This is a genomic window from uncultured Methanobrevibacter sp. (assembly GCF_902801725.1).
In the GTDB taxonomy this organism is placed as follows: Archaea; Methanobacteriota; Methanobacteria; order Methanobacteriales; family Methanobacteriaceae; genus Methanocatella.
Map to the genome: position 1 here is coordinate 1 of NZ_CADCJB010000008.1, position 24,740 is coordinate 24,740.

The 24,740-nt window shown below is 37.0% G+C and carries 24 protein-coding genes and 5 tRNA genes; 3 read left to right on the forward strand and 26 right to left on the reverse strand.

The window, feature by feature from the left end:
- From QZV68_RS02475 to QZV68_RS02550, 16 genes are all read right to left on the reverse strand, one after another.
- The coding region (locus tag QZV68_RS02475; RefSeq protein WP_296859870.1) for a GTP-binding protein at positions 1-99 on the reverse strand (99 nt) is incomplete at its 3' end.
- 161 nt (positions 100-260) lie between these two features.
- Positions 261-2,462: an elongation factor EF-2 gene (locus QZV68_RS02480; RefSeq protein ID WP_296878249.1), complete on the reverse strand. Its 2,202-nt coding sequence runs from the start codon at positions 2,460-2,462 to the stop codon at positions 261-263.
- Positions 2,463-2,490: 28 nt separating this feature from the next.
- Complete coding sequence (locus tag QZV68_RS02485; RefSeq protein ID WP_296878251.1) at positions 2,491-3,051, reverse strand: 30S ribosomal protein S7; 561 nt, start codon at positions 3,049-3,051, stop codon at positions 2,491-2,493.
- Positions 3,052-3,063: 12 nt separating this feature from the next.
- A complete protein-coding gene (locus tag QZV68_RS02490; RefSeq protein WP_067044341.1) occupies positions 3,064-3,489 on the reverse strand; it encodes a 30S ribosomal protein S12 in 426 nt (141 codons plus the stop codon).
- Positions 3,490-3,818: 329 nt separating this feature from the next.
- Complete coding sequence (locus QZV68_RS02495; RefSeq protein WP_296878252.1) at positions 3,819-4,250, reverse strand: NusA-like transcription termination signal-binding factor; 432 nt, start codon at positions 4,248-4,250, stop codon at positions 3,819-3,821.
- A 6-nt stretch (positions 4,251-4,256) separates the two neighbouring features.
- On the reverse strand, positions 4,257-4,556 hold the full coding sequence (locus QZV68_RS02500; protein ID WP_296878254.1) for a 50S ribosomal protein L30e: 300 nt from the start codon (positions 4,554-4,556) through the stop codon (positions 4,257-4,259).
- An 8-nt stretch (positions 4,557-4,564) separates the two neighbouring features.
- Complete coding sequence (gene rpoA2, locus QZV68_RS02505) at positions 4,565-5,752, reverse strand: DNA-directed RNA polymerase subunit A'' (RefSeq protein WP_296878256.1); 1,188 nt, start codon at positions 5,750-5,752, stop codon at positions 4,565-4,567.
- A gap of 8 nt (positions 5,753-5,760) precedes the next feature.
- Entirely contained in the window at positions 5,761-8,988 is a 3,228-nt protein-coding gene (locus QZV68_RS02510; protein WP_296878258.1) for a DNA-directed RNA polymerase subunit A', read from the reverse strand.
- Between the two features lie 25 nt (positions 8,989-9,013).
- Positions 9,014-10,819 carry a DNA-directed RNA polymerase subunit B gene (gene rpoB / locus QZV68_RS02515; protein ID WP_296878260.1) on the reverse strand — a complete coding sequence of 602 codons (1,806 nt, stop codon included), beginning with the start codon at positions 10,817-10,819 and terminating at the stop codon, positions 9,014-9,016.
- A gap of 19 nt (positions 10,820-10,838) precedes the next feature.
- Positions 10,839-12,383, reverse strand: coding sequence for a DNA-directed RNA polymerase subunit B'' (locus QZV68_RS02520; RefSeq protein WP_296878261.1), 1,545 nt, complete (start codon positions 12,381-12,383; stop codon positions 10,839-10,841).
- A gap of 244 nt (positions 12,384-12,627) precedes the next feature.
- Positions 12,628-12,861, reverse strand: a complete 234-nt coding sequence (locus QZV68_RS02525; RefSeq protein ID WP_296878263.1) for a DNA-directed RNA polymerase subunit H — start codon at positions 12,859-12,861, stop codon at positions 12,628-12,630.
- 44 nt (positions 12,862-12,905) lie between these two features.
- A tRNA-Lys gene (locus QZV68_RS02530) sits at positions 12,906-12,979 on the reverse strand.
- Positions 12,980-13,009: 30 nt separating this feature from the next.
- A tRNA-Asp gene (locus tag QZV68_RS02535) sits at positions 13,010-13,081 on the reverse strand.
- A 136-nt stretch (positions 13,082-13,217) separates the two neighbouring features.
- Positions 13,218-13,291, reverse strand: a tRNA-Tyr gene (locus tag QZV68_RS02540).
- A gap of 4 nt (positions 13,292-13,295) precedes the next feature.
- Positions 13,296-13,370 (reverse strand) — tRNA-Pro (locus QZV68_RS02545).
- Between the two features lie 116 nt (positions 13,371-13,486).
- Positions 13,487-13,560 (reverse strand) — tRNA-Thr (locus QZV68_RS02550).
- Positions 13,561-13,675: 115 nt separating this feature from the next.
- Here QZV68_RS02550 and thiM point away from each other — a divergent pair.
- A complete protein-coding gene (gene thiM / locus QZV68_RS02555; RefSeq protein WP_296878265.1) occupies positions 13,676-14,542 on the forward strand; it encodes a hydroxyethylthiazole kinase in 867 nt (288 codons plus the stop codon).
- Positions 14,539-15,159, forward strand: coding sequence for a thiamine phosphate synthase (gene thiE, locus QZV68_RS02560; protein WP_296878267.1), 621 nt, complete (start codon positions 14,539-14,541; stop codon positions 15,157-15,159). The genes thiM and thiE overlap by 4 nt, the downstream gene beginning before the upstream one ends.
- A gap of 247 nt (positions 15,160-15,406) precedes the next feature.
- Here the strand turns inward: thiE and QZV68_RS02565 are convergent, their stop codons facing one another.
- The 4 genes from QZV68_RS02565 to QZV68_RS02580 are packed head-to-tail and all read right to left on the reverse strand — an operon-like array spanning position 15,407 to position 19,106.
- A complete protein-coding gene (locus tag QZV68_RS02565) occupies positions 15,407-16,621 on the reverse strand; it encodes a phosphoglycerate kinase (protein WP_296878269.1) in 1,215 nt (404 codons plus the stop codon).
- Between the two features lie 21 nt (positions 16,622-16,642).
- Positions 16,643-17,311: a triose-phosphate isomerase gene (gene tpiA / locus QZV68_RS02570; RefSeq protein ID WP_296878271.1), complete on the reverse strand. Its 669-nt coding sequence runs from the start codon at positions 17,309-17,311 to the stop codon at positions 16,643-16,645.
- A gap of 45 nt (positions 17,312-17,356) precedes the next feature.
- Positions 17,357-18,235 carry a site-specific DNA-methyltransferase gene (locus QZV68_RS02575; protein ID WP_296878272.1) on the reverse strand — a complete coding sequence of 293 codons (879 nt, stop codon included), beginning with the start codon at positions 18,233-18,235 and terminating at the stop codon, positions 17,357-17,359.
- Between the two features lies 1 nt (position 18,236).
- Positions 18,237-19,106: a hypothetical protein gene (locus QZV68_RS02580; protein ID WP_296878274.1), complete on the reverse strand. Its 870-nt coding sequence runs from the start codon at positions 19,104-19,106 to the stop codon at positions 18,237-18,239.
- A 131-nt stretch (positions 19,107-19,237) separates the two neighbouring features.
- Between QZV68_RS02580 and twy1 the strand changes: the two genes are divergently transcribed.
- A complete protein-coding gene (gene twy1 / locus QZV68_RS02585; protein WP_296878276.1) occupies positions 19,238-20,155 on the forward strand; it encodes a 4-demethylwyosine synthase TYW1 in 918 nt (305 codons plus the stop codon).
- On the opposite strand, the gene QZV68_RS02590 is transcribed toward twy1, so the two are convergent.
- Genes QZV68_RS02590 through QZV68_RS02615 form a run of 6 tightly spaced genes read right to left on the reverse strand, consistent with a single transcriptional unit; the run spans position 20,130 to position 24,731 of the window.
- Positions 20,130-20,792: a flavodoxin family protein gene (locus QZV68_RS02590; RefSeq protein ID WP_296878278.1), complete on the reverse strand. Its 663-nt coding sequence runs from the start codon at positions 20,790-20,792 to the stop codon at positions 20,130-20,132. The genes twy1 and QZV68_RS02590 overlap by 26 nt on opposite strands.
- Position 20,793: 1 nt before the next feature.
- A complete protein-coding gene (sucC, locus tag QZV68_RS02595) occupies positions 20,794-21,912 on the reverse strand; it encodes an ADP-forming succinate--CoA ligase subunit beta (RefSeq protein ID WP_296878280.1) in 1,119 nt (372 codons plus the stop codon).
- Positions 21,913-21,920: 8 nt separating this feature from the next.
- Positions 21,921-22,469, reverse strand: coding sequence for a 2-oxoacid:ferredoxin oxidoreductase subunit gamma (locus tag QZV68_RS02600; protein WP_296878282.1), 549 nt, complete (start codon positions 22,467-22,469; stop codon positions 21,921-21,923).
- Between the two features lie 9 nt (positions 22,470-22,478).
- On the reverse strand, positions 22,479-23,342 hold the full coding sequence (locus QZV68_RS02605) for a 2-oxoacid:ferredoxin oxidoreductase subunit beta (RefSeq protein ID WP_296878284.1): 864 nt from the start codon (positions 23,340-23,342) through the stop codon (positions 22,479-22,481).
- A 1-nt stretch (position 23,343) separates the two neighbouring features.
- Positions 23,344-24,465: a 2-oxoacid:acceptor oxidoreductase subunit alpha gene (locus tag QZV68_RS02610; RefSeq protein WP_296878286.1), complete on the reverse strand. Its 1,122-nt coding sequence runs from the start codon at positions 24,463-24,465 to the stop codon at positions 23,344-23,346.
- 2 nt (positions 24,466-24,467) lie between these two features.
- Positions 24,468-24,731, reverse strand: a complete 264-nt coding sequence (locus tag QZV68_RS02615) for a ferredoxin family protein (RefSeq protein ID WP_296878288.1) — start codon at positions 24,729-24,731, stop codon at positions 24,468-24,470.
- Positions 24,732-24,740 lie beyond the last annotated feature (9 nt).

Genomic DNA, 24,740 nt, shown 5'->3' on the forward strand with positions numbered 1-24,740 from the left:
TGCACCAGCTTTTAATAATAAGTGTCCAACTAAAGTGGATTTTCCGTGGTCAACGTGTCCAATAAATGCTAAGTTAAGATGTTCTTTTTCTTTTGCCATAATAATAACCTCTTTTGTAATATTAACAAACAATATCTATAAGCTTAAATGATAGCTTAAATAAACTTTATACTTCAACATATAAATAGATAATGTTTTTTCATATAATTTTTAATAAAAAATATAAAAAAATTAAAAATATAAATTTTTAAATTTTAATCTTATAAATCACCTAAGTAGTGGCTTGCAGGGAACGGTTCTGCAGATAAACCTTTTCTTTGTCTGATTTCTCTTACGATTTGATTTTGCATCTCACGTGGGAGAGGTTCAAATCCTGCGATTTCAGTAGACCATAAACATCTACCTTCAGCAGCAGACCTGATGTCTCCAGCGAAACCGAACATTTCAGCTACAGGCACTTTGGATTCAATTTTAGCCATATCTCCAGTTCCTTGACCCATATTTACGATTTGGCCTCTTCTGTTTTGAATCTCACGAGTACATGCACCCATATAATCGTTAGGAGTATCAATAACTACTTTTTGCATAGGTTCGAGTAAAGCAGGTTCTGCTAACATCATGGATCCTAATATTGCGTTTCTGATAGCAGGCAATACTTGAGCAGGTCCTCTGTGAACTGCGTCTTCGTGAAGTTTTGCATCATGGAGTTTGAATTTTAATCCCATGGAAATTTCCTCACCTAAAGGACCGGTTTTTAAGGTATTTTCAAATCCTTCGAGTAACAATTCTTTTACTTCATCCAAGTATTGAATACCACGGGTCATGTTGAGGAAGATACTTCTGTTGTGAACAGCCCATACTCTTCTAGCTTCTTCTTTATCTAAACCAGCTTCCATGAAGTCGTTAGCTGCTTCTTTACCTTTAACTCTACCTTCTTTAATATCTCCATCTTGAATAGCATCGAAAAGGCTTTGTTCAATAGGTTCAACAGTAATGTAGAATCTGTTGTGTTTGTTTGGAGATTTACCTTCAACTTGTGGGGAGAGTTTTCTTACGGTTTCCCTGTATACTACGATAGGTTCGGAAGTAGTGATGTCTACACCTTTGTCTTTGATTCTGTAACCGATAACTTCCAAGTGAAGCTCACCCATACCGGATACTAAGTGTTCACCGGTTTCTTCGTTAATATCGATTTTAACGGTTGGGTCTTCTTTACCAGTTTGTCTTAAAACCTCAATCAATTTTGGTAAATCCTTGGTGTTTTTAGCTTCTACAGCTACAGTAACTACAGGTTCTGAGATGTGTTCTAAACCTTCGAACTCTTTGATTTTGTCTTCAGGTGAACATAAGGTTTCCCCTGCGATTGCTCCTTTAGCACCTGCAATGTAAACAATGTTACCAGCAGGTACCTTGTCGGTATTAACTCTTTCAGGACCGAAGTATACACCTACTTGCTGTACCCTGGATTTTCCGTGGGAACCGACCATGTAGACTTCAGTACCTTTTTGAATAGCTCCACCGTATACCCTACCGGTTGCGATTTCACCAGCGTGCTTGTCAACGGATACGTTGGTAACCATTACAGCTAAAGGTCCGTCAGGTGAAGTTTCAATCATACCTTTTCCAGCAGGAGAATCAGCATCTCCGTCCCAGATGTTAGGTACTCTGTAAACTTGTGCTTCTTTAGGAGAAGGCAAGTGTTCAACTACCATACCGAGCAATACATCAGATAAAGGTACTTTTTGTGCTAATTCTTTTTCGTTTTCAGCATTACAGTAATCGATAATGTCTTTGAAATTGATTCCGGTTTCTTGCATTGTTGGAACATTGATAGCCCAGTTGTGGTATGCTGAACCGAAAGCTACACTACCGTTGGTAAAGTCCAATTTCCATTCTTCTTTTTTGTCTTCAGGAGCCATGTTTTTGATCAATTTGTTAGCTTCCATGAAGATTTTCAAGAATCTGTTTTGCAATTCTTCAGGTTCTAATTTTAACTCGTTGATTAATCTGTCAACTTTGTTAATGAATAAAACTGGTTTTACGTTTTCTTTTAAAGCTTGTCTGAATACGGTTTCTGTTTGAGGCATGATACCTTCTACAGCACAAACTACAACTACTGCACCGTCTACAGCTCTCATAGCACGAGTTACGTCCCCACCGAAGTCAACGTGACCAGGAGTATCAATCAAGTTGATTAAGTACTCTTTGTCTTGGTAATCGTGTACCATGGATACGTTAGCAGCATCGATAGTAATACCACGTGCTTGTTCTTGTTCATCAAAATCCAAGAATCTTTGATCCCCTGCAAGTTCTTCAGAAATCATTCCTGCACCTGCAAGTAAGTTATCAGAAAGGGTAGTTTTACCGTGATCGATGTGAGCACAGATACCGATGTTTCTGATTTGACTAGGTTCATACATCAATTCCTTGATTTTTGCAATCATTTTGTCTCTTCTACTCAAAATAACCACCTATATAAACATTATATGATTAGTGCGCTGCTTTAGCAACTCTTTCTTTCTCTTCAGCTTTTTGTAAAGCAAAGCTTCTGGAATCTTCTTCAGAAGCAAGAATTAATTCATCAGCTAAACATTCAGCAACAGATTTTCTGTTTTTGAATGAAGATTGTAAAGTACCTCTAGTCAAGAATCCTAATGAAAGGTCTACTCTTCTTTGTGGTGAGATATCTACAGCCACTTGGTATCCAATACCACCGTATTTGATACGGGTAGTTTCTTCACGAGGTGCAGTGTTTTCAACTGCAGTAACTAAAACTTGAACAGGATTCTTTTTAGTTCTTCTATTGATAATTTCTAATGCATCTTTTACGATGTTGTAAGCTTTATTCTTTTTACCAGAGTTGAGATGAGTTCTCATAACTTTGTTTATTAATCTTTCAACAATTGATACTTTAGATTTTGCGAATTGTCTTTTTACGTGTCTACCAGAAGTGTGTGGAACTAAAGTTTCGTCTAAGCAGATATATTTTACTAAACCTAAGTCCTCAACTTTTACTTCATCGAGATCCCATTTATTGAATAATTTACTCATAAATATAACTCCTTATCTTACAGGTTTTTCTATTTTTCCACTTACCATTTCAGATAAAGCTACGTTGTTAACTTTGGAAACTTTCCAACGAACCCCTGGGATATCTCCCATGGATCTTCCGGAAGGTCCACCAATTCCTTCAATCATCACTTCATCGTGCTCATCGATAAATCCGATAGCTCCGTCACCTGGTGCGAAAGCTGTTAATTGTTTACCGTTTTTAATCAATTGAACACGAACACATTTACGGATAGCAGAGTTAGGTTGTTTTGCTTCTATCCCTACTTTTTCGATTACAATTCCTCTTGCTTGAGGAGCTCCTTCGAGAGGATCTGCTTTAACGTCTAACCTTAAAGCTCTCCTTTTGTAATCCACATCTTTCCACTTAAAATTTTGTCTATTCTTTTTAAGTTTTTTTGCAGCAAAAAGTCCTGGCATATTTTTTTCCTCTAATCTTTTTGTTAAAATGCATATCTAAGAATCCACCGCTGCGATTTATACTATAGTCTATAGTACAATCTAAATTCAAAGATATTAATCAGTATAATAATATAATTTAGATAAAAAAACAAATTATATCTAAAAAAGATATCTTGAAATTATATTCAAACATAGACAAAAAGCACACATAGTCATGTTATAAAACAGTACAGATATCTTATGATAAAATATATATTTCAACCTTTATAAAGGTATGTATTTACTATTTATATAAAAATAAAAAAAGTATTTTTTAGAAAAATAAATTAAATAAAATAGCTCGAAAGCTATTTTAAAATAATATTGTCAATATTATGTTGTCTATTTGCTAATAATTTAGCTCTTTCAATATTGATTCCGTTTTTACCGATAGCAATACGTTTGTTTGTATTGTCTGCTGTGACAGTAGCTATTTTCTCGCCTGACTGCTTTTGACTTACTTTAACAGATTTCACTTTAGCAGGGGATAAAACGTTTTTAATAAATTGTATTGGATCATCGTCTAGTTCAATGATTTCAACACCTTTATCTACTGCTCTTTGAACTTTAGATACGGAACTTCCACCTTTACCAATTGCAAGTCCCATGTCACCATTCTTAACAACGAAAGTAACTTTTCCATGTTCATCATCGATAATGCAATCTTTAACCATTGCTCCAGTCATATTTTCGAAAAGAGCTATGTATCTAATTTCATTTGCACTAAATTTAATAGACACTTAAATCTACCTCAAATCGTCTAATATTGTAGAATCTCCTGGATCGTTTACGATTAATGTAGCAACAGTGAAAGGTTTACCACAAACAGAACCCAAATCTACACTAGTTCCATCATATACAAAGGATGGAATTTCGGAAAGATTTGCATAATATTCAACATCTTCAAGAATTTCTTTAGGAGCGTTAGCGGCAACAACTACAAGTTGACCTTTTCCTAATTTTAAAGATTGAATTGATTTTTCAGAGCCTAAAGTCACATCACCAGTGTCGACAGCTACCCTGATTCCTCTATCTACGTCCATCATCTAGCCTCCTATTCATTTTTATAATCCATTTTGACACCGACAGAACCGGTACCAAGAGGTATTGGTTGTCCAATAATAATATTTTCGATGATACCTGTTAAATCATCCACTTCACCGCGAATACTTGCGCGAAGTAAATGTTTACCAGTCTCTTCAAAAGCTGCACGAGCTAAAACACTTGATTTTTCACCACTAATACCGTGTCTTCCGATAGATTTTACGACACCTTCGGAAGTCATGATATCTGCAACTAACATAATATGTCTTACGTCTACACTAAGACCTTGTTCTGAAAGTGTATTTTGAGCTTCGTTAATAATAGATTGACGAGCTGCTTCGATTCCTAAAACTTCACCAATCTCATGAATGTTGTTGGTGGTAGTTCTCACATGATCGATACCTTCCATATCAAGAATTTCCTTGAGGTTTGATCCTTCGGTATGGATAATCCATTCGTCATCACGACGAATAATAACTTTTCCAATACCTTTTATACCACTTATCTGCAAATCACGAACCTTGTCTGCCAAGAGACGGAGTTCCCTGATTTCAAATTTTGGTTCTTTGGAATCGGTTTTTCCTGATGGAATAACAATTTCATCATTATTAATAACAGCTTTCTTGAAAGTTTTTCCAATGATAGCATTGATTTCTTCACGATCAAGTCTTTTTTCCTCAATCTTCTTACTATCTAAAATTGCTTCAACTTCCATAGTACCATAATTTAAATTGAAATCGGAAAGAATATCGTTAATAGTACTTTTACCAATTTTATTAGCTAAAGTCCTGACAAACTCCTCGTCATCACGTCTTTCCTCATCAAAGTAAATATCCATAGTTGGAGTAGCAATCTCTTTTCTTGCATCAACAATCTCAATAAGTCTCGGAAGACCTAATGTTACGTTTAGCTCAGTTACCCCTGCATAGTGAAAAGTACGCATAGTCATCTGAGTACCCGGTTCACCAACAGATTGAGCAGCTACTGTTCCAACAGCCTCTCCAGCTTCTACATGAGCTCGGTCATAGGCATTTTTAAGCTTAATAATTAATTTTCTTAATTCATCATCAGTTAAATCCTTTTGGATATAAGCTTTGGCCAAATCTTCGATATAACTATCTGGAAAATCAATGTTAAGATTTTCAGCATCATTAATTTCAATTATTGTATCATTTATTTTAGTTATAACATCATCCATAGTTACACCTACTTACCTTCTACTCCACTTTCCATTCTGATTTCGTCAATTAGCTTGTTCAAGTCAGCCGGTTTACCGAAGTCAGATTTTGCAGGATCTACACCGTCTTCACCAAACATGGTTTGGATAACGTTACCCTGATTGTCTGTAACAAGACCGGATTGCTTAACTTGTAAATCTTGCAATGCGTTTACGAGTCTTCTTTGCATGTAACCGGATTGAGCGGTACGAATCGCTGTATCTACAAGACCTTCTCTTCCTCCCATTGCGTGGAAGAAGAATTCGATTGGGTCGAGACCTGATTTGTAACTTGAGTGAACAAATCCTTTAGCTTTAGCCCCTAACTCACCTTTCTTGAAGTGAGGTAAGGTTCTGTTAAGGTATCCCCTTTCGATACGTCCACCCCTAACCGCTTGTTGTCCTACACAAGCAGTAATCTGGGTAAGGTTCAGCATGGATGCCCTTGCACCGGTACGTGCCATTACTACAGAGTGGTTTTCTACAGCCATCACATGTTCGTATGGGTCATCGTCAGATTGTTTACCCATTGTAAGGTAGTTTTCAGCAATTTGACCGGACATATCCCTAGCTTCCCCGAGAACCTGCATGATTTTCATCTCTAAGGTCTCTTCAAGACTTCTACCAGGCAAAGCTTGGAGATATCCTTCTTCATAAGATTCAACAAGTTTATCTACTTCAGCCATCTTATTGTCCAAGTGCTCGTTAATACGGTCTTGAGCTTCAGCCGGAATTTCCTCATCATTTAAGGAGGTTGTAATTCCAGTCTTCATAATTCCACAGATAGCAAGGTCAGTGGATCTGTCTAAGAACTCTTTAGCCCTACCCGGACCATATTCCTTAACGATTTTATCCAGGATTTTACCTGAGAATGAACCGTAAGCGGATTCATCAATAACACCATGTACAAGAATACCGTTTTTGATTACAACATTTGCATCGGTTTGCGGGTATACTACAGGACATTTTGAAATCTCCGCACTATAAGATAAGTTCAAGTCATTAGGTAACAATAATGAGAACAACTCTTTACCTGTCCATTTTTCTCCTTTTTCCTTGTAAATGTATGAATCCTCATCAAATTCAGGATCATATTTTAAAATCCAATGGCCTGATTTGAATTCAGGTATTTTCAAGTGAGATTTACGGATAATTTGTAAAGCGTCCTCTTCTGTGAATTCAACACCATCCCTGGTTAAAAGATAAGCTCCAGAAATGTGGTCGTGAATTGCACCAATAATAGGTCCTCCGAACCTTGGGGATAGGATGTGTTCCTGTACACGCATCAATGACTTAGCTTCCGCTCTGGATTCGTCAGTCTGGAATACGTGCATGTTCATTTCGTCTCCATCGAAATCCGCATTGTATGGAGGACATACACATAAGTTTAATCTGAAAGTTTTGTATGGAAGTACTCTTACTTCGTGAGCCATCATACTCATTCTGTGCAATGAAGGCTGACGGTTGAACAGTACCATGTCCCCATCTTTCAGGTGTCTTTCAATAATGAAACCAGGTTCTAACTGTTCAAGAATCAGTTCTTTGGTTTCTTCTGTACGTACCCTGATTTTTCTTCCGTCTTTTCTGATTACATAGTTTGCACCAGGGTGAACTTCTGGACCGTTTTCAATGTATTTTTTCATTTCATCCATGTTCCATTCATTTACATATACTGGTACGGTTACTTCTTTTGCAATCATTTCAGGTACACCGACCTCGTTGATACTGATGTTAGGGTCAGGTGAAATTACTGTACGTGCAGAGAAGTTTACACGTTTACCGGAAAGGTTGGATCTGAATCTTCCTTCTTTTCCTTTCAGCCTTTGAGTCAAGGTCTTGAGAGGTCTTCCGGACCTGTGTCTTGCAGGTGGAACACCACTGGCTTCATTGTCAAAGTAAGTGGTAACGTGATATTGGAGTAATTCCCATAAGTCTTCAACAATCAATTGAGGAGCACCTGCTTCCATATTCTCAAGCAAACGTTGATTGATACGTAAAATATCTACAAGCTTGTGTGTCAAGTCATCTTCAGACCTTTCACCGGTATCCAAAGTAATTGATGGCCTTACGGTTACAGGAGGAACAGGAAGTACTGTTAATACTAACCATTCTGGTCTTGCAACTTCAGGGTTAACTCCTAAAATGAATGAATCGTAATCAGTAATGTTTTCAAGTCTTTCACGTACTTCGGATGCGGTCAATTTGTAATCTCCTTGACGGATAGTTACAGGTTTATCCAAGAGGATAGGTTCCTGAATTAAATCCTGGAGGTATTGTTTGACATAGTCTCTGGTACGTTTTTTGTATTCCTTGAAGACTTTGTCCTCGAATTTTTCTTCGTTTTCTGCAATGATTTGAGCTTTTTCCTCTTCCAAATCTGCAATTGCATCTTCTTCGTCTTCTTCGCTGTCTTGGAGTTTTTCGATTTTTTTGTCGATTTTTTCAATCTTTTTCTCGAATTCCTCTTCAATGTCTGCAACGATTTTATCATGAATCTTTTTCAATTCATCAGAATTTTTAGCTTCAATCATGTCATAGCTTGCTTCAATATCAGCCAAGGACTGATTTTTCTTACAGTGAGGACATAACTGTTTTGGATCAATGTATTTGAAAGGATGTTTTTCTTCAGTTTCATCCCTTTCCATGTAAGCTTCAGCATAAAGCTGATCCAATATATTCAATAATATATCTTCCCTATCAGCATCGTCATAGGTGTCTTCCCCTTCAGGATAGACCTCTTTCATGATTTTATCGACAATGTCATTTTGTTTTGTCTCGTTCATTTCGACTTTTTTGGTATCATTCTGCAATTTCTTTAAGATTTCAGAGATGCTTTCCTTGTTCTCCAATGCTTCAGTTATTTTTTCAGTGTATTCTTCGAGTTCAGCTTCAGATAAAAGAACACGACCGCAACTGTTACATGTGGAACGTAAAATCTTATGAATCACATCACCAAAACCAATGTGAATAACTGGTCTTGCAAGTTCGATACTTCCGAAGTGTCCTTGACAATCTCCACCTCTGAAACCACAGGTTCTGCAGACTAAACTAGGGTCAATAACACCTAAACGAGGATCCATTAAACCTTTTTCAATAGGGAAACCATCATCCTCATAGGTGTCTGGAGTTTCAACAGTAACAACAGACATTTCACGAATGTCCTCAGGAGACATTAGCCCAAAATTTATTTGTTTAATTTTTTTAATATAACCGTTCATGTGTTGGCTCCTTATATCGATTTAATTATGCTTTGTCTCCTAAAACTAATTTAGGGAAAATACATAAACTCTTAAGTTCGTCTAATAATAATTTAAATGCGTATGAAATTTCAACAGGGTATGTTTCCACATCTCCACAGATAGGACAGTATTTTTTATTTTTATTCTTATCGAATACTGCTAGCATACCACAGTTTTCACAGACAATAGCTTCGTATTTGTCTGATTCATCTAATAATCTTTCTTTTAAGGTTAATGCTGCACCGTGTGCAATAAGACAATCCCTTTCCATTTCTCCGAATCTTAAACCACCTTCACGTGCTCTACCTTCAGTAGGCTGACGTGTAAGCACTTGTACTGGACCTCTGGAACGGGCGTAAACCTTATCAGTAGTCATGTGGTGTAATTTTTGGTAATATGCAACACCTACAAATATTTCTGCATCCAATCTTTCACCGGTCACTCCGCTGTATAAAGATTCACATCCTGCAGATTCAAATCCGTTATTAAGGAGTTGCTGCTTGATTTCTTCTTCAAGGTCCTGATTGAATGGAGTTGCATCCACTCTTTCACCTTCAAGACACCCTGCTTTACCTGCAACCATCTCAAGCACCTGACCGATACTCATCCTGGACGGAATCGCGTGAGGGTTAACAATTAAATCAGGCACTACACCGAATTCTGTGAATGGAATGTCTTCAGGGGACAATATCAAACCGACAACCCCTTTCTGACCGTGCCTTGATGCAAATTTATCACCAAATTCAGGTTGTCTTGTATCCCTTACTCTGATTTTTGCCAATCTGGAACCTTCAACAGTTTCAGAAAGGAGCACTGCATCAACAATACCTTTTTCACCATGTCTTACAGTTACAGAAGTTTCCCTTCTTCTATCTGCAACAGTACCGAAGTCCTCTTCCAAAAATCTTGGAGGTGAAGTTTTTCCAATCAATACATCACCGGATTTTACAACGGATTCAGGATTGACTACACCATCATCGTCCAGGTTTCTGTAAGCCTCTTCAGACCTGTATCCTTTGATGTTTTTGTCAGGCACTTCAAACTTGTCGACTTGCCCACCAGCATATCTTTTTTCTGAAGTGTCGTAAGCCCTGAAGAATGAGGATCTTGCAAGTCCCCTTTCCAAAGCTCCTTTGTTAATGACCATTGCGTCTTCCATGTTGTATCCTTCATAGGACATCAAAGCTACAACAAAGTTTTGACCTGATGGCCTTAAATCATAATTAGTTGAATCGATAATACGTGTTTTTACGATAGGAGTTTGAGGATGATGTAACAGGTGAGCCCTAGTATCAGTACGCAATGCATAGTTTGATACATATAAACCTAAAGCCTGTTTTGTCATTCCCGCTTCCATGGTATTCCTTGGAGAAGAGTTGTGATCAGAGAATGGAATAATTCCTGCACAGATACCGAGCATGGTAGCAGGGTCGATTTCCAAGTGAGTGTGCTCTTCACTTAAATCTGCCAAAGACATTGCAATGTAGGAGTTTTCCTCTTCTTCAGCATCTAAGTATTCGATAAGACCATTATCGATTAAGTCATCCCATTTTAATTTTCCGTTTGCGATTTTGTTTAAATGTTCTTCTCTTAAAAGAGGAACTCCTTCCTTAACAATAATCAATGGTCTTCTTGCTCTACCTGGATCGTTAAATATATAAATTTCATTATTGTCTTCATAGTATGTGATATTCATTTCGTGAGAGATTTCGCCGTTTCTTCTTTTTTCTCTCATCTCTTGAGTAAACTCAACCGGATTTTCACAAGCACCGAGAAGTTCACCATTTATGTAAATTTTACACTTTTGCAAAAAATTCCCTCCTAATAGCCTATTCAATTAATACATCCATACTTTCAATAACATCTATAATTTCTTGTTCATCAGAACCTTCAGAAATATTACACATTAAAGCTAAATTCTTTACCAAACCACAGTTAGGTCCCTCAGGGGTTTCGTTTGGACATATTTTACCAAATTGAGTTGGATGTAAATCTCTTGCTTCAAAGTGAGGTTGACTTCTGGTTAACGGAGATACAACACGTCTCAAGTGAGAAAGTGTACCCATGTAACTAGTTCTGTCTAATAACTGACTGACACCAGCTCTTCCACCTACCCAATTACCGGTAGCGATAGCGTGCTTAATGTTTTCAGTTAAAACATCACTACGAACAGCTTGCTTAATTGAAAGTTCCTTACCACGAGAAAGACTTCTTTCAAGTTGATAACTCATATCTCTGGTCAAGTTAGTGAAAGCAACTCTGAACAAGTCTTCCATTAAATCTCCAGATACTCTGAGTCTTTTGTTAGTGTAATGGTCCTTATCATGAGGTTCTCTTTTTTGTTCGATAACTTCAAGTAACATTTCAGTCATTTCAGCTAAGTAAATAGCCTTATCATAACATCTTTCCGGTTCAGTACCCATATGAGGTAACAGATAACGGTTGATTACATCGGTAGCACGTTTTGTACGGTAATCAGCAGGCATGTTTTTAGCCACTCTGTTACCGATGTATTTAATTGCAGCATCCTGCATGTATTCCCTTCTCTCATCAAGGGTCATGCCGTCCATTTCATTCTGGTCCAATTTCAAGGATTCAAGTGAAACCTGAATATCGTCTGCAACCATCATCTGGAAGTTATTGTCGTCAGAGATTGCTGTAATGATTTCTTCATCAGTAGCCAATCCAAGAGCTCTTAACAAGATAACTAATGGAATTTCTCCTGGAAGATATGGGAAAGAAATTCTTAAAAATACTCCATTTTTACGTGGTTTTTTGTATTCCAAAGTAATTCTGGCTCTGAAACCACTTTTGATTGAAGTAACGACAGCCTTTGCGTGCCTGTCTTCAACTTCATCCAAACGTTCAAGGATGATTTTGTTTGGAGCGATTTCTTCCATTGTAACAACAGCCCTTTCTGAACCGTTAACAATGAAGTAACCTCCTAAATCTTGAGGATCCTCATGTTTTTCAATTAATTCTTCAGCAGTAAGACCGTTAAGATGACAAATATCTGATTTGAGCATAACCGGCAATTCACCAATGTACACTTCTTCCAAAGGATTGTCTTCTCCTTCCTCATTAAGTGCCATTTCAAGGTACATATCTGCGGAATAATTTAAATTTCTAAGTCTTGCTTCAGTTGGATCAATAATACTGCTTGATCCATCTGCTTCTTTATTAGATGGTTTCTCAATACGTACTTTACCAGTTTTTAAAGTGTATTTTCCATCATCTAATGTAATAGGTTCAGTAATATCAATGATATTTTGAATCCTATTATTTACAAAGTCATTATATGATTTAATATGGTGATCAACCAAATCATATTTATCGAAAAATGCATCAACTAATTTCCAATTATTCTCTGTCATGGACTTCCTCCAGCATTTACGTAAACACTATAAAAATAATAAACTAAATAAAAGTAAATAACAAGTAGGTAAAAACCTAACACCAATTCATTTAATCATTATTCTTAATTTACTCATAACTATCTCCTATTAAGATAATTCCTCTCAAACTAAGTTAAATTTATTATAATGAATTTCTAAAAACAATAAAAAAACACAGAAATTATACTATATTAAATTTCACTACTCTAAAATTATATTAATATTAATCTTCCACTATCCTATAAGTAACAAACACACCAGCAGTTTGGCTTTCACGAGTGATTCTTAAAACATCACCTGGTTTTGCACCAATAGCTTTTACCACAGGGTCTTCAGATCTAATTTTAGGAAGATCTTTAAAATCATACTCAACATCACTAAATTCATCAGCAATTTCGTCTTCTGTCATGATTTCATGGGTTGGTACAAGTATATGGTCTTGAATGTCAATTTTCAAATTATTATCCTCCAGATAGAAAAGTTAAAATATAAAATTAGAAACAGGCCTGACGGGAATTGAACCCGCGGCCGCTTGGTTAAAAGCCAAGCGCTCTGCCAGACTGAGCTACAGGCCTACATGAATTTCTATCATTTAGTATTCGAAGCGCCCTGGCCGGGATTTGAACCCGAGTCGCGGGCTCGACAGGCCCACATGATAGCCCCTACACCACCAGGGCAAGAAATACTTAAACGATAATATGTGTAATAATACACTATTTACTAAATATTTGCAACATCATATATAAATGTTTCGGAAAATAGCACTATTTCCCAAAAAAATAACATATGACAACAAATAAATAATTTTTGGAATCCCGCCTGCCGGACTTGAACCAGCAACATTTGGATCTACAGTCCAACGCTCTGCCAAATTGAGCTAAGGCGGGATAATGGGTCCGCCCGGATTTGAACCGGAGTCTCAGGCTCCCAAAGCCCAAAGGATCGACCAAGCTACCCTACGGACCCATACATAAACATGTATGAGATAGCATACTATTAGTATTCTATATATTCTATTATATAAATGTTACTATATTTACTGCAAAATGATAAAAAAATCAATTTTCAAACATAAATTATAAAGCCCCGGACGGGAATTGAACCCGCGACCACGAGATTACAAGTCTCGCGCTCTACCAGACTGAGCCACCGAGGCTTAAATCTATATTATAGAACAATATAATTTATGTAAAAAGTAGTTTAAATACTTTACTATAAATCACCAAAAAATGTTTAAAATATAAATATTAAGGAATTTATAATTAATAATCATGACAGATAACAAAACTATCTTACTAGAAAAAATTGATGAAACATTAAAACAAATCAAGGAAAAAAATCCGTTGACACACTGCATAACAAACTCAGTTACAATTAACGATTGTGCAAATGCCGTGCTTGCCATTGGCGGATCACCATTCATGGCAGAAGATGCTGAAGAACTTGAAGAAGTGGTGACAATAGCCGATGTATTAGTTATAAATATAGGCAAATTAAGTAAAGAGCAAATCAAATCGATGCATGTAAGCGCAAAAGTGGCAAACGAAACAAAAACACCGATTGTCATTGATCCTGTTGGAGTTGGAGTAACCCAACTAAGAAATAAAACCACATTAGATTTAATAAATAATTATGAAATTGCAGCAATACGTGGAAACATAAGTGAAATCAAGTCAATAGCAAAACTAGTAGGAGTGATTGATGAAAACAACACTGCAAAAGGTGTGGATGTAAATACAGATGACATCATCACTAGGGAAAACCTGTCTGCAAACGGAAAAATCATAAAGGAACTTGCAAATAAATTGGATACAACAATACTTGCAAGCGGCCCTATCGACATATTGAGTGATGGAACAACCACCGTGGCAATTGACAATGGAGATGACATGATGCCATTGATTACCGGAAGCGGATGCATGCTATCCTCAATTGTTGGAAGCTGCATTGGAGGATCAACACCCCTTGAAGGAACATTAGTGGCAATTTTAGCAATGAACCTTGCAGGTGAAAAGGCAAGAGCAAAAGTGGAGGAAAGAGATGAAGGTACAGGTTCATTCAGAACCTATCTAATTGATTACCTTTACAAAACTAATGCTGAAAGCTTAGTCAACGAATCAAATATTGAGATATTATGAACGAAATAGATTTATCACTTTACCTCGTCACAGACAAAAGCGACGATGTTGAAAAATTCTTAAATACCATTGAAGAAGGAATTAAGGGCGGAGTCAGTGTAGTCCAAATCAGGGAAAAAACAGCAGAAACCCTGGACTTTTATAATTTGGCTCTGAAAGTTAAAGAGATTACAGAAAAATATGATATACCTTTAATCATCAATGACAGAGTCGATGTTGCACTGGCAATTGATGCTGACGGAGTTCACGTCGGCCAATCAGATATGCCCTGTGACATTACAAGAAAACTGATTGGAGACAATAAAATATTGGGAGTTTCAGCAGCAACAATCGAAGAGGCGAAAAAAGCTGAAAAAGATGGTGCAGATTATATTGGAACCGGAGCAGTATTTCCAACAGCCACCAAAGACGATGCCCCTTCAATAACAAAACAGGATTTGAAGAATGTTGTTGAATCCATAAATATCCCTGTAGTGGCAATTGGAGGGATAACTCTGGAAAACGCTCATGAACTAACAGACACTGGAATTGCAGGATTGTCTGTCGTTAGTGCCATAATGAGTTCTGAAAATCCTAAAAAATCGTCTGAAGAGCTGTTGAATATTTTCAATAGCTAATATATTTTAAAAAAGAAAGAGATGGATGCATTTGCATCTAATCTTATTTTAACAATTATTTTTTTACTGTCTTTATTGTAGCATTGTATGTAAAGTTAATGACTGGCCATAGGACAAATTATTTGTCATGAATTTGATATGGCCTTTTGAATTTGTTGTAAATGTTTTTTTAATATATTCCTTTTTAATCAGAATGCTTTTTGATAATTTTGCAGTAGGAAATCCTTAAAACTGTGCCAAACCACTTTTATTTTTTACTGTTTTTTAAAGCTTCTACTGCAGCAAGCTTTTTACCGGCTAGCATGCTAATACAAGCTCCACCACCACTGCTCAGGTGACTCATATGGTCTTCAAGACCAAGCCCGGCAGTAGCTGCTGCAATGTGTCCTCCTCCAATTAATGAAAATCCATTTGAACTAGCCATTGCATTAATCAAATCTTCAGTTCCCATAGCAAATTGAGGGTCTTCAAATACTCCTGCAGGACCGTTTGCAAATATATATTTTGCATCCCTAATTTCTTTTGCATAATAAGCGATTGTCTTAACGCCTATATCAAAAATGGCTTCATTAGGAATTTCTTTAAAATCAATGTCCACTCTGTTTCCATCAATTTCACATGCAACATCAATAGGATATTTTACCTTGTCGCCAAATCTGTCAATCAACTCTTTGGCTTTTTCAACCATGCTTTCATATCCTCTGCTTGCGATGAAATCCTTGTTGACCTGACCTATATCTATGCCCGCAGCCCAAAGGACAATGTTTCCAACAATACCAGTGGTTAAGATGGAATCTGCAGTGCCGTTGCTTAATACATTTTCCATAACATCAATAGAATCTTCAGGTTTCATTCCCCCAAGAAGGAATACACAAGGATGTTCCACATTATCAAGTGCATCCTGAATCACGGTCAATTCTTTTTCCATGACACGCCCTGCTGCTGAAGGAGTGTTTACAGTAAACCCTACCAAAGATGCCTGAGACCTGTGGGCGGCTGCAAAAGCATCGTTGACAAAATAATCGATTAATGGAGATAAATGTCTTACAAACAAAGTTTTAGACTGTTCTTCAGGAGTTCTTGAAAGAGTTTCTTCTGAAAAGAAACGTGCATTTTCAAGCAATAAAATTTCATGAGGCTTTAAATCCCTGATGGCATCTTTAGCAGCACTGGCAAATAATGAATCAACATATTTGACTCTTAAATTTAAAATTTCTGACAATACCTCAGCATGTTGAGACAATGTTGTGAAATCATTTTTACCCGGACGGCTTTGATGCGCCACGAGCACAACTTTAGCCCCTTTGTTAGATAATTCCTTAATAGTTTGAGCATGCAGTTTTAATCTTGTATCATCCAATATGATTCCAGAACTTGGATCTACAGGAGCATTAATATCGATTCTAACCAATACTGTTTTATTTTCAACATCAAAATCATCAATTGTATTAAATTCAGCCATTTATCTCACTCAGTTAAATTATTATAATTTACTTACCAAATCAAGCAAAGCTTCTTTTGGACTTTCAGCCTTTATAATTCCTGATGCAAGCAATACTCCATCAGCACCCAAATCCATTGCGGCTTTCATATCATCACCAGTAGTAATTCCTGCACCACATAAAACTTTAATATTCTTATTGATAGCTTTGACTTCTTTTACGGTATCTTCAACAACTTCAGGCTGAGCTTGAGAAACAGGAATACCAGTACCAATCAGTTCAGGAGGTTCAACAGCTACAGCATCAGGTGCAAGTGTAGCCACAGCCTTTGAAGTTTCAATATTGTTGGTACAAACGCATGACTCTATTTCATTAGCTTTGCACAATTTTACAACCTCATCAATATCTGCCAATTTCATCCTGTTTTCAGAATGGTTAATCAATGAACCACTGACTCCAGCATCAATTAATGTATTAATCAAACTTGAACCAGTATGTCCGCCAGGAGCGATTGGATCGATATGCTGTGCAAAGATTGGAAGAGAAGTTTCTTCACTGATTCTATAAATATCTGCAGCCTGCGGAGCTGCAACCATAGTAATTCCAGACTCATTTGCAGCACTTTCTAAGTCATGTGCAAGTTCCAGTGCATTCATACCACTTGATTCCAAATAAGTTTTATAGTTTAATATCACAATTGGTGTGTCCATAATAATCCCACAATTTACTTTAATATTTATATTTAGATTACATTATTAAATAAAGTTTTGATTGTAAATTCTTTTTTCAGCCAATTCTATGTACTCTTTTTTATTATCATAAGCGATGTAATTTCGGTTATTTTGAATTGCCGCAAGGCAAGTCGTACCGCTTCCACAAAATGGGTCCAAAACAACATCACCCTCATAACTATAAAGGTTAATAAGTCTATGGGGCAATTCGATTGGAAATGGTGCCGGATGGCCTATTTTTTTAGCGTTCACAGCAGGAAATGTCCAAATGCTTTTTGTCCAGCTGATGAAATCGTCATGTTCTATTGTATCCCTTTTGGGCTGACCCTTATTTTTGGAGTAGGATTCCTTGGAAAACACCAAAATGTATTCGTGATAATCTCTAAGTACAGGATTTGATGCAGACATCCAGCTTCCCCATGCACATGACCCTCCGCCACTGGCGGATTTATCCCATATGATTTCTCCACGCATCAGAAATCCCAAATCAAGCATTATTTCAATCAGCATTGCATGAAGGGGAATATAGGGTTTTCTTCCAACATTGGCAATGTTGATGCATGCCCTTCCGCCTGCGACCAATTTTTTGTAAGTTTCAGCAAAAACCGTCGTTAGCAACTCAAGGTATTCGTCCAAACTAAGGTCATTGTCATATTCCTTTCCAACATTGTATGGTGGAGATGTAATCATCAGATGAACGCTACTGTCTGGAATTTCACCCATATTTTCACTAGATTTGCAATATAGCCTGTTTAGTTTTTCTGGTTTGATAGTATTTTCTTTGAAATCGATGTTTTTAGGAATTTCGAAATTTTTAAATAAATTTGAGCTATAAAACTTCTTTGAACTATGTGACTCTCTTACAACAGAGCCGAATGAAGTTGTTTGTGTTTTTCTAACCACATTAAGACCTCTTTAACAGATTTAAAAATTTTAATCCTTTATTTTTATAACTATTTTCCATATTCGCCATCTCAATATATTGACCTAAAGACTCCAAGTTTTCCATTCCAGAAAAGAAATTCAAATCCTGATTAAACAATCGATTCAGATGCATTTTCAGCTCAACACTCGAATCCATTCTTAAAAAACCACCTTTTGGAGTTGTCTTTCGGGTATTGCCATGATTTAACGGAAATGGATTCAATGACCAAAATCCCTGAATGATGCCTGCATGTTTTAGATGGTCTGCTTTCTTGCAAAATCCGTTTGACAAGGGAGCATTTCCCAAAACAATTATTGGGATTCTGGAGGACTTGAAGTTTGAAACTCTAATGTCAATGCACTTGCCTATGGCTTTCAGAATTGAATCCGAACGTGTGAAACTTGGCTTTCCCTGATGAGTTCTAAAATCACCGATTTGGAAAACATCCTCCGATTTCCCATCATATTGCCAGTTCCACACAATGGACATTTTCACTTCAAATATTACTTTAACTTCACTGGCTTTTAAAATTTTTTTATCCTTGGTGGCAATCACAATATCTGCAGGAGAGCTTGAAGTAATTCCCAAAGCTGGAATCCTCGCCTGATTAACCACATACAACCTCTTGTCAACTATAAGTGATTCAAACAGGTTTTCAACCCATTTTTCTGTAAAATTTCCAATCAGAGAATTTCTAGATTGTAATGTTGATTTGACACCCCGATATCCTTTCGGCCAGTATGCCAAAAGTTTGCCGTCATCATCCCGGTAGAACAGCTGGTCGGGAGAAGCCGTTCTAAGCGAATTAATGAAAAATAATTTTTCTTGATTTTTATTCCATAATTTCATGTGAAAAATTATAATAATTAAACATATAAATATTTTAAATATTTTAAATTGCAATATTGTTCAAAATATGTTGAATTGATTCTAACTTGAAAAATGTATATACTAGCAGAACTAAACATTAATGTGATTTTATGTCATTCAACAAAAGCCAAATAGAAAAATTAGAAAAAAGCGGATATAGGTTCGTCGGACAGCACGGCCATGCTGCCGTAAAAACATGCCACTGGACACGTCAAAGTATTGTAGATAAGGGAGTCTGCTATAAAGAAAAATTCTATGGAATCAACTCCCACAGATGCCTGCAAATGTCTCCTGCAGTTCCAAACTGCCAGCAAGAATGTGAATTCTGTTGGAGAGACCTGACATACACCCAAACCAATTGGGAAGATGAAGAATACGATGACCCAAAAAGCATAGTTGACGGAGCTATTGAAGCGCAAAACAATTTGTTATGCGGATATTATGGAAATGACAAGGCAAACAAGAAAAAACTGGAAGAAATGAAAAATCCAACAAATGCAGCCATTTCTCTAGCTGGAGAACCGACACTCTATCCTAAAATCGATGAACTTATTGGCGAGTTCAACCGACGTGACTTTACAACATTTGTCGTGAGCAACGGCCAATGCCCGGACAGATTAGGAAACCTTGAAAATGATCCTTACCAACTGTACCTTTCCTTGGATGCACCTGATGAGAAAACATTTAATGAAGTGTGCAGACCCAGAATAAGCGATGCATGGAGCAATTTAAATGAGTCACTTGAACTATTGTCCAGCTTTAACTCACGTACCTGCATAAGAAACACATGCGTTAAGGGAAGAAATATGGAAAACCCTGAAGAGTATGCGAAACTTATCGAAAAGGCGGACCCGGACTATGTTGAAGTAAAAGCATATATGTTCGTAGGCTCATCACGCCAACGCTTAAGCCTGGAAAATATGCCCTTATTTAGTGAAGTTAAAGAATTTGCAAAAAAAATAGGTGATGAATGCGGTAAAGAGCTGGTTAATGAATCTGAAGTTAGTCGAGTTGTTTTGCTCGAATAGCCACACCTTTTCCAAGTTCAAATGCATTTTCCAAATCTTTAGGAAATTGTGTTTGACGAACATGTCTTTTTTTACTTTCATCAAACATATCGGAGACATATCTTGAGTAATTTTTGAATTGGTATGTATCATATACATAAAGATGTTCCACTTTTGTAAATACACCACTCAAACCCATTTCAAAGTGATCATGCAAATCATGATAACCAATCTGATATGAAACCTCCTCTGGAGCATTCATAGTATAAATGTAAGCCAAAGGCATTCTTTTATGTTCTACAACCTCAACTTTACTATAAGCTACGAAAGGAAATATGAATCTCTCCAAAAAGCACCTCATATTTCCGGTTACATCACTAAGATAAATTGGAGAACCCAATATTATGCCATCAGCATGGACCAATTCTTCCAAAATAGGTTTTAAATCATCCTTTTGCACACATTTACCATAATGAGCTCCATTAATCCTTTTGCATGCAAAACAACTTTTGCAACCATGGAAAGGAAAATCATACAGGTCAACTCTTTTCACCTCAGCATCAGGAAAAACATCCATGACACCCTCCAGGGACTTGTCCAAGAGTTGAGCAGTATTGCAATTTTTCCTTGGTGAACCATTGACAGCAAAAAATTTCATACTATTTACTTTCTGCTTTTAACTCATTGCATAGCTCAACAGCCTTAATAGCCGCCTTTTCCATTGAAGTTTCATATGGAATGCCTGCTTCCTCTAAAAGTCTTTGACCTTCTTCTTCATTGGTTCCGGTTAATCTGATAACAATGTGGACTTCCCTATCGGTTTGCTTCAATGCATGGATTACACCGCGAGCCACATCATCCGCTTTTGTAATTCCGCCCAAAACATTCAGGAACACTACTTTAACAGGTTCATAGTTTAAAACAAGGTTTAATGACTGTTTAATGATTTGTTCTGAAGCTCCACCACCAATATCAAGGAAAGTTGCAGGTTCTCCACCATTCAATTTAATCATGTCCATAGCAGTCAATGTTAATCCTGCACCATTACCGATTACTGCAATATCTCCATCCAATTGTACAAAGTCAACACCTTTCTTTTTATAATGGAGTCTTTCGACCAAATCCTGATGTCTGAAGAGTGAATCGTTTTCGACCACCAATTTTGCATCCGCAGCAACCAGTCCATCAGGAGTTGAAATCAATGGGTTGATTTCAGCAGTATCTGCATCATATTTGTCGAATACATTGTAGAGTTTCCAAATCATATCACCCATCGGAGAGATTAATTCTGATGGAACATTCATCTTACGTGCGATTTCACGTGCTTCATATGGTAAAAATTCAATCAAAGGATTTGGATAGTATTTGATAATCTTTTCAGGGTTAGTTTTAGCTAAATTTTCAATTTCAACTCCACCCTCACTACTTGCCAAAATTACAGGTCTTCTTGCGCCCCTATCAATAGACACAGTTACGAAGAACTCATTTAGAATTTCAGCTTTTTCTTCAATTAAAAGGTGTTTTACCTTTTCACCTTTAATTTCCATTCCTAAAATTTCATCAGCAACTTTTAAAGCTTCACCTGGATTATCTGCAAATTTGACACCACCAGCCTTACCTCTTCCACCGGTTAAAACTTGTGCTTTGACAACAACTGGAACATCCATTTCAGAAGAAATAGTCATTGCCTCTTCAGGAGAGTAAGCGACATGACCTTCCAAAATTGGTATTCCTTCTTGATTAAAAATTTTTTTTGCAACGTTTTCAAAAAATTTCATAATAACACCTAATCCGCTAAAGCATATCCTGCCTCGAAAGCAGCGATATTTTTCTCTTCAGTTCCTTTTGGTACACTAACTTCAATAGCTTTAATAGCTGCCTCTTTAGATATAACTTTAGTTATTTTTGTAATTGCTCCAACCATAACGATATTTGCTACGATTTTCAATCCGATTTCATCTGTAGCTGTTTTGGTTGCAGGAGCTTCATAAACTTCAATATTATGTTCCTCAATGAATTCCTTAACATCTTCAACATCAGTTGTTCCAGGATCAACAATCAATGTTCCCCCGTCTTTCAAATCCACAATATATTTCATTAAAGCTTCGTTAGACATAGCCACTAAAATATCGGGACTTTGAACTTTAGGATAGTCAACAGTGCTGTCACTGATAACAACTTCACATTTGGAAGCCCCACCACGAGCTTCAGGACCATATGATTGGGTTTGAACAGCTTCCTTATCGTCGAAGAGACTTGCAGACTTACCTAAAATAATGCCTGCAAGAATAATTCCCTGACCTCCAAATCCACAAATTCTAATTTCAGTTCTCATTTTATCCACCTATAACTCCGCTTCATATGCAGAATTGATAAGAGTTCTCTTACCAGATTTTTCTACACTAATTTTATCAATGTTTTCAGTAAATTCGTCTTTTTGAGTATTTGCAAATTCGCCAACAACTATTTTTCCTTCAAGTTCTTTTGGTTTCATCCTTTCGGCAGCGGATTTGAATACTGTATTTGCTTTCATGACAGCAACCATTGCAGTAGGAGTTTTCAACTTGTTTTTACGACCGAAGTAAGTTGGACATTGTGTTGCAACTTCAATAAATGAAAAACCAGGATTTTTCAATCCTTCTTTTATGGATAAAACAAGGTTTTCAATTTGAACTGTAGTCCATCTTGCTGAATAACTGGCTCCAGCAGCCGCAACAAGTTCAGCTAAATGGAATGGAGTATCCTGGTTACCGTATGGAGCAGTTGTTCCGAAACTGCCTTTAGGAGATGTAGGGCTGATTTGACCCCCAGTCATACCATAAATATTATTATTGATACAAATTACTGTTAAATTAATATTTCTTCTTGCCGCATGGATTAAATGATTACCACCAATGGATGCTGCATCACCATCACCTGTGAATACTACAACATCCAAATCCTTATTGGCTGTTTTCAAACCGGTTGCAAAACTCAATGCCCTTCCGTGAGTAGTGTGAAGGGAATCGCATTTTAAATAACCAGGAATTCTTGAAGAACATCCAATTCCGGAAACCATAGCAATATTGTCAAAATCCATTTCTGCTTTTTCCATTGCTGCAAGAAATGCATTTATAATAGCCCCATTTCCACAGCCAGGGCAGAAAATGTGAGGCAATCTGTCTTCTCTTAAATAAGGGAGAAATCTATTTTGTTTATGTTCAGTCATTTTAGTTTCCTCCTAACCTATCGACTTGCTCTAAAATTTCATCAGGAGTTGGCAAAAGTCCTCCGATGACACCCATCAGATGGACATTGGAATTCCTTTTGCATGCGCGGTCAACTTCATAATACATCTGACCCAAATTCATTTCAACTACAAGTATGTCTTTTGCGTCTTTTGTCAACTCGGCAATCTTTTCATCAGGGAACGGCCAAGGAGTATCTATCTTAATGAAGCCGACTTTCTTATCGCTTCTTTTCATAGCTTCAACAACAGACCTTACAGGCGCTCCATAGGATACTATGATAATATCTGCTCCTTCACAGTTTTCAGCTTTTAGAGAACAAATCTTATCTTTATTGTTTAGAACTTTATCACAAATTCTTTGAATGAGTTTATCGTGAGTTTCAGGATTGTTTGTATCCGGATAACCTCTCTCATCGTGAGTGAGTCCGGTTACATGTATGTTAAATCCGTCACCGAAAGCAGGCATCGGTGTTGTTCCGTTTTCAATATTTTCAAACGGCAGGAAATCATCTGATTTTTCAGGTCTTTTTCTTGGGACGATTTCAATATTTTCATCCACAACTATCTTTTCCCTCATATGTCCAATGACCTCATCCGCCATGACAAAAACAGGCACCCTGTACTCTTCAGCCAAATTGAATGCCTTTACTGTGAAATCAAAAAATTCCTGTACGCTTGACGGGGACAGCGCAATAGGCTCATAATCCCCATGAGATCCCCAGCGAGCTTGCATCATATCACCTTGAGCAGCCATGGTCGGTTGAGCAGTTGAAGGAGAACCTCTTTGAACATCAACAATAACTATCGGAGTTTCGCTCATGAATGCATAACCGATATTTTCCTGCATCAATGAAATACCCGGTCCTGATGTTGCAGTCATTGACTTGGCACCTCCCCAAGAACCACCGATGATAGCGCCAGCAGATGCAATTTCATCTTCCATCTGGACAAATGAACCACCAACTTTTGGCAATTCACGGGCTAAAGTTTCTGCAATTTCTGTAGATGGAGTAATAGGATAACCTGCAAAGAATCTGCAACCTGCAGCTATTGCTCCTTTAGCACATGCTTCATTTCCTTGAATAAAAAATTCTTCAGACATTTCTATTTCTCCTTTGTAAAGTTAGGATTGAAATTAACATCATTGCCGTCTTTCATCCACCAATTTTCTGGTAAATCAACTGTAATGGCTTGATCTGGACATGCCACTTCACAGGTACCGCACTTTGTACATCTCTCTTCGAACTTAGTAAAAGGTAATTGAACACCTTTCTTGTTAGTTTCCGGAGATATTGCATATACATTCTTATAACACATGAATAAGCAAAGATGACATCCTTTACATAAATCTTCATCAATAATAATCAATTTTAAAAT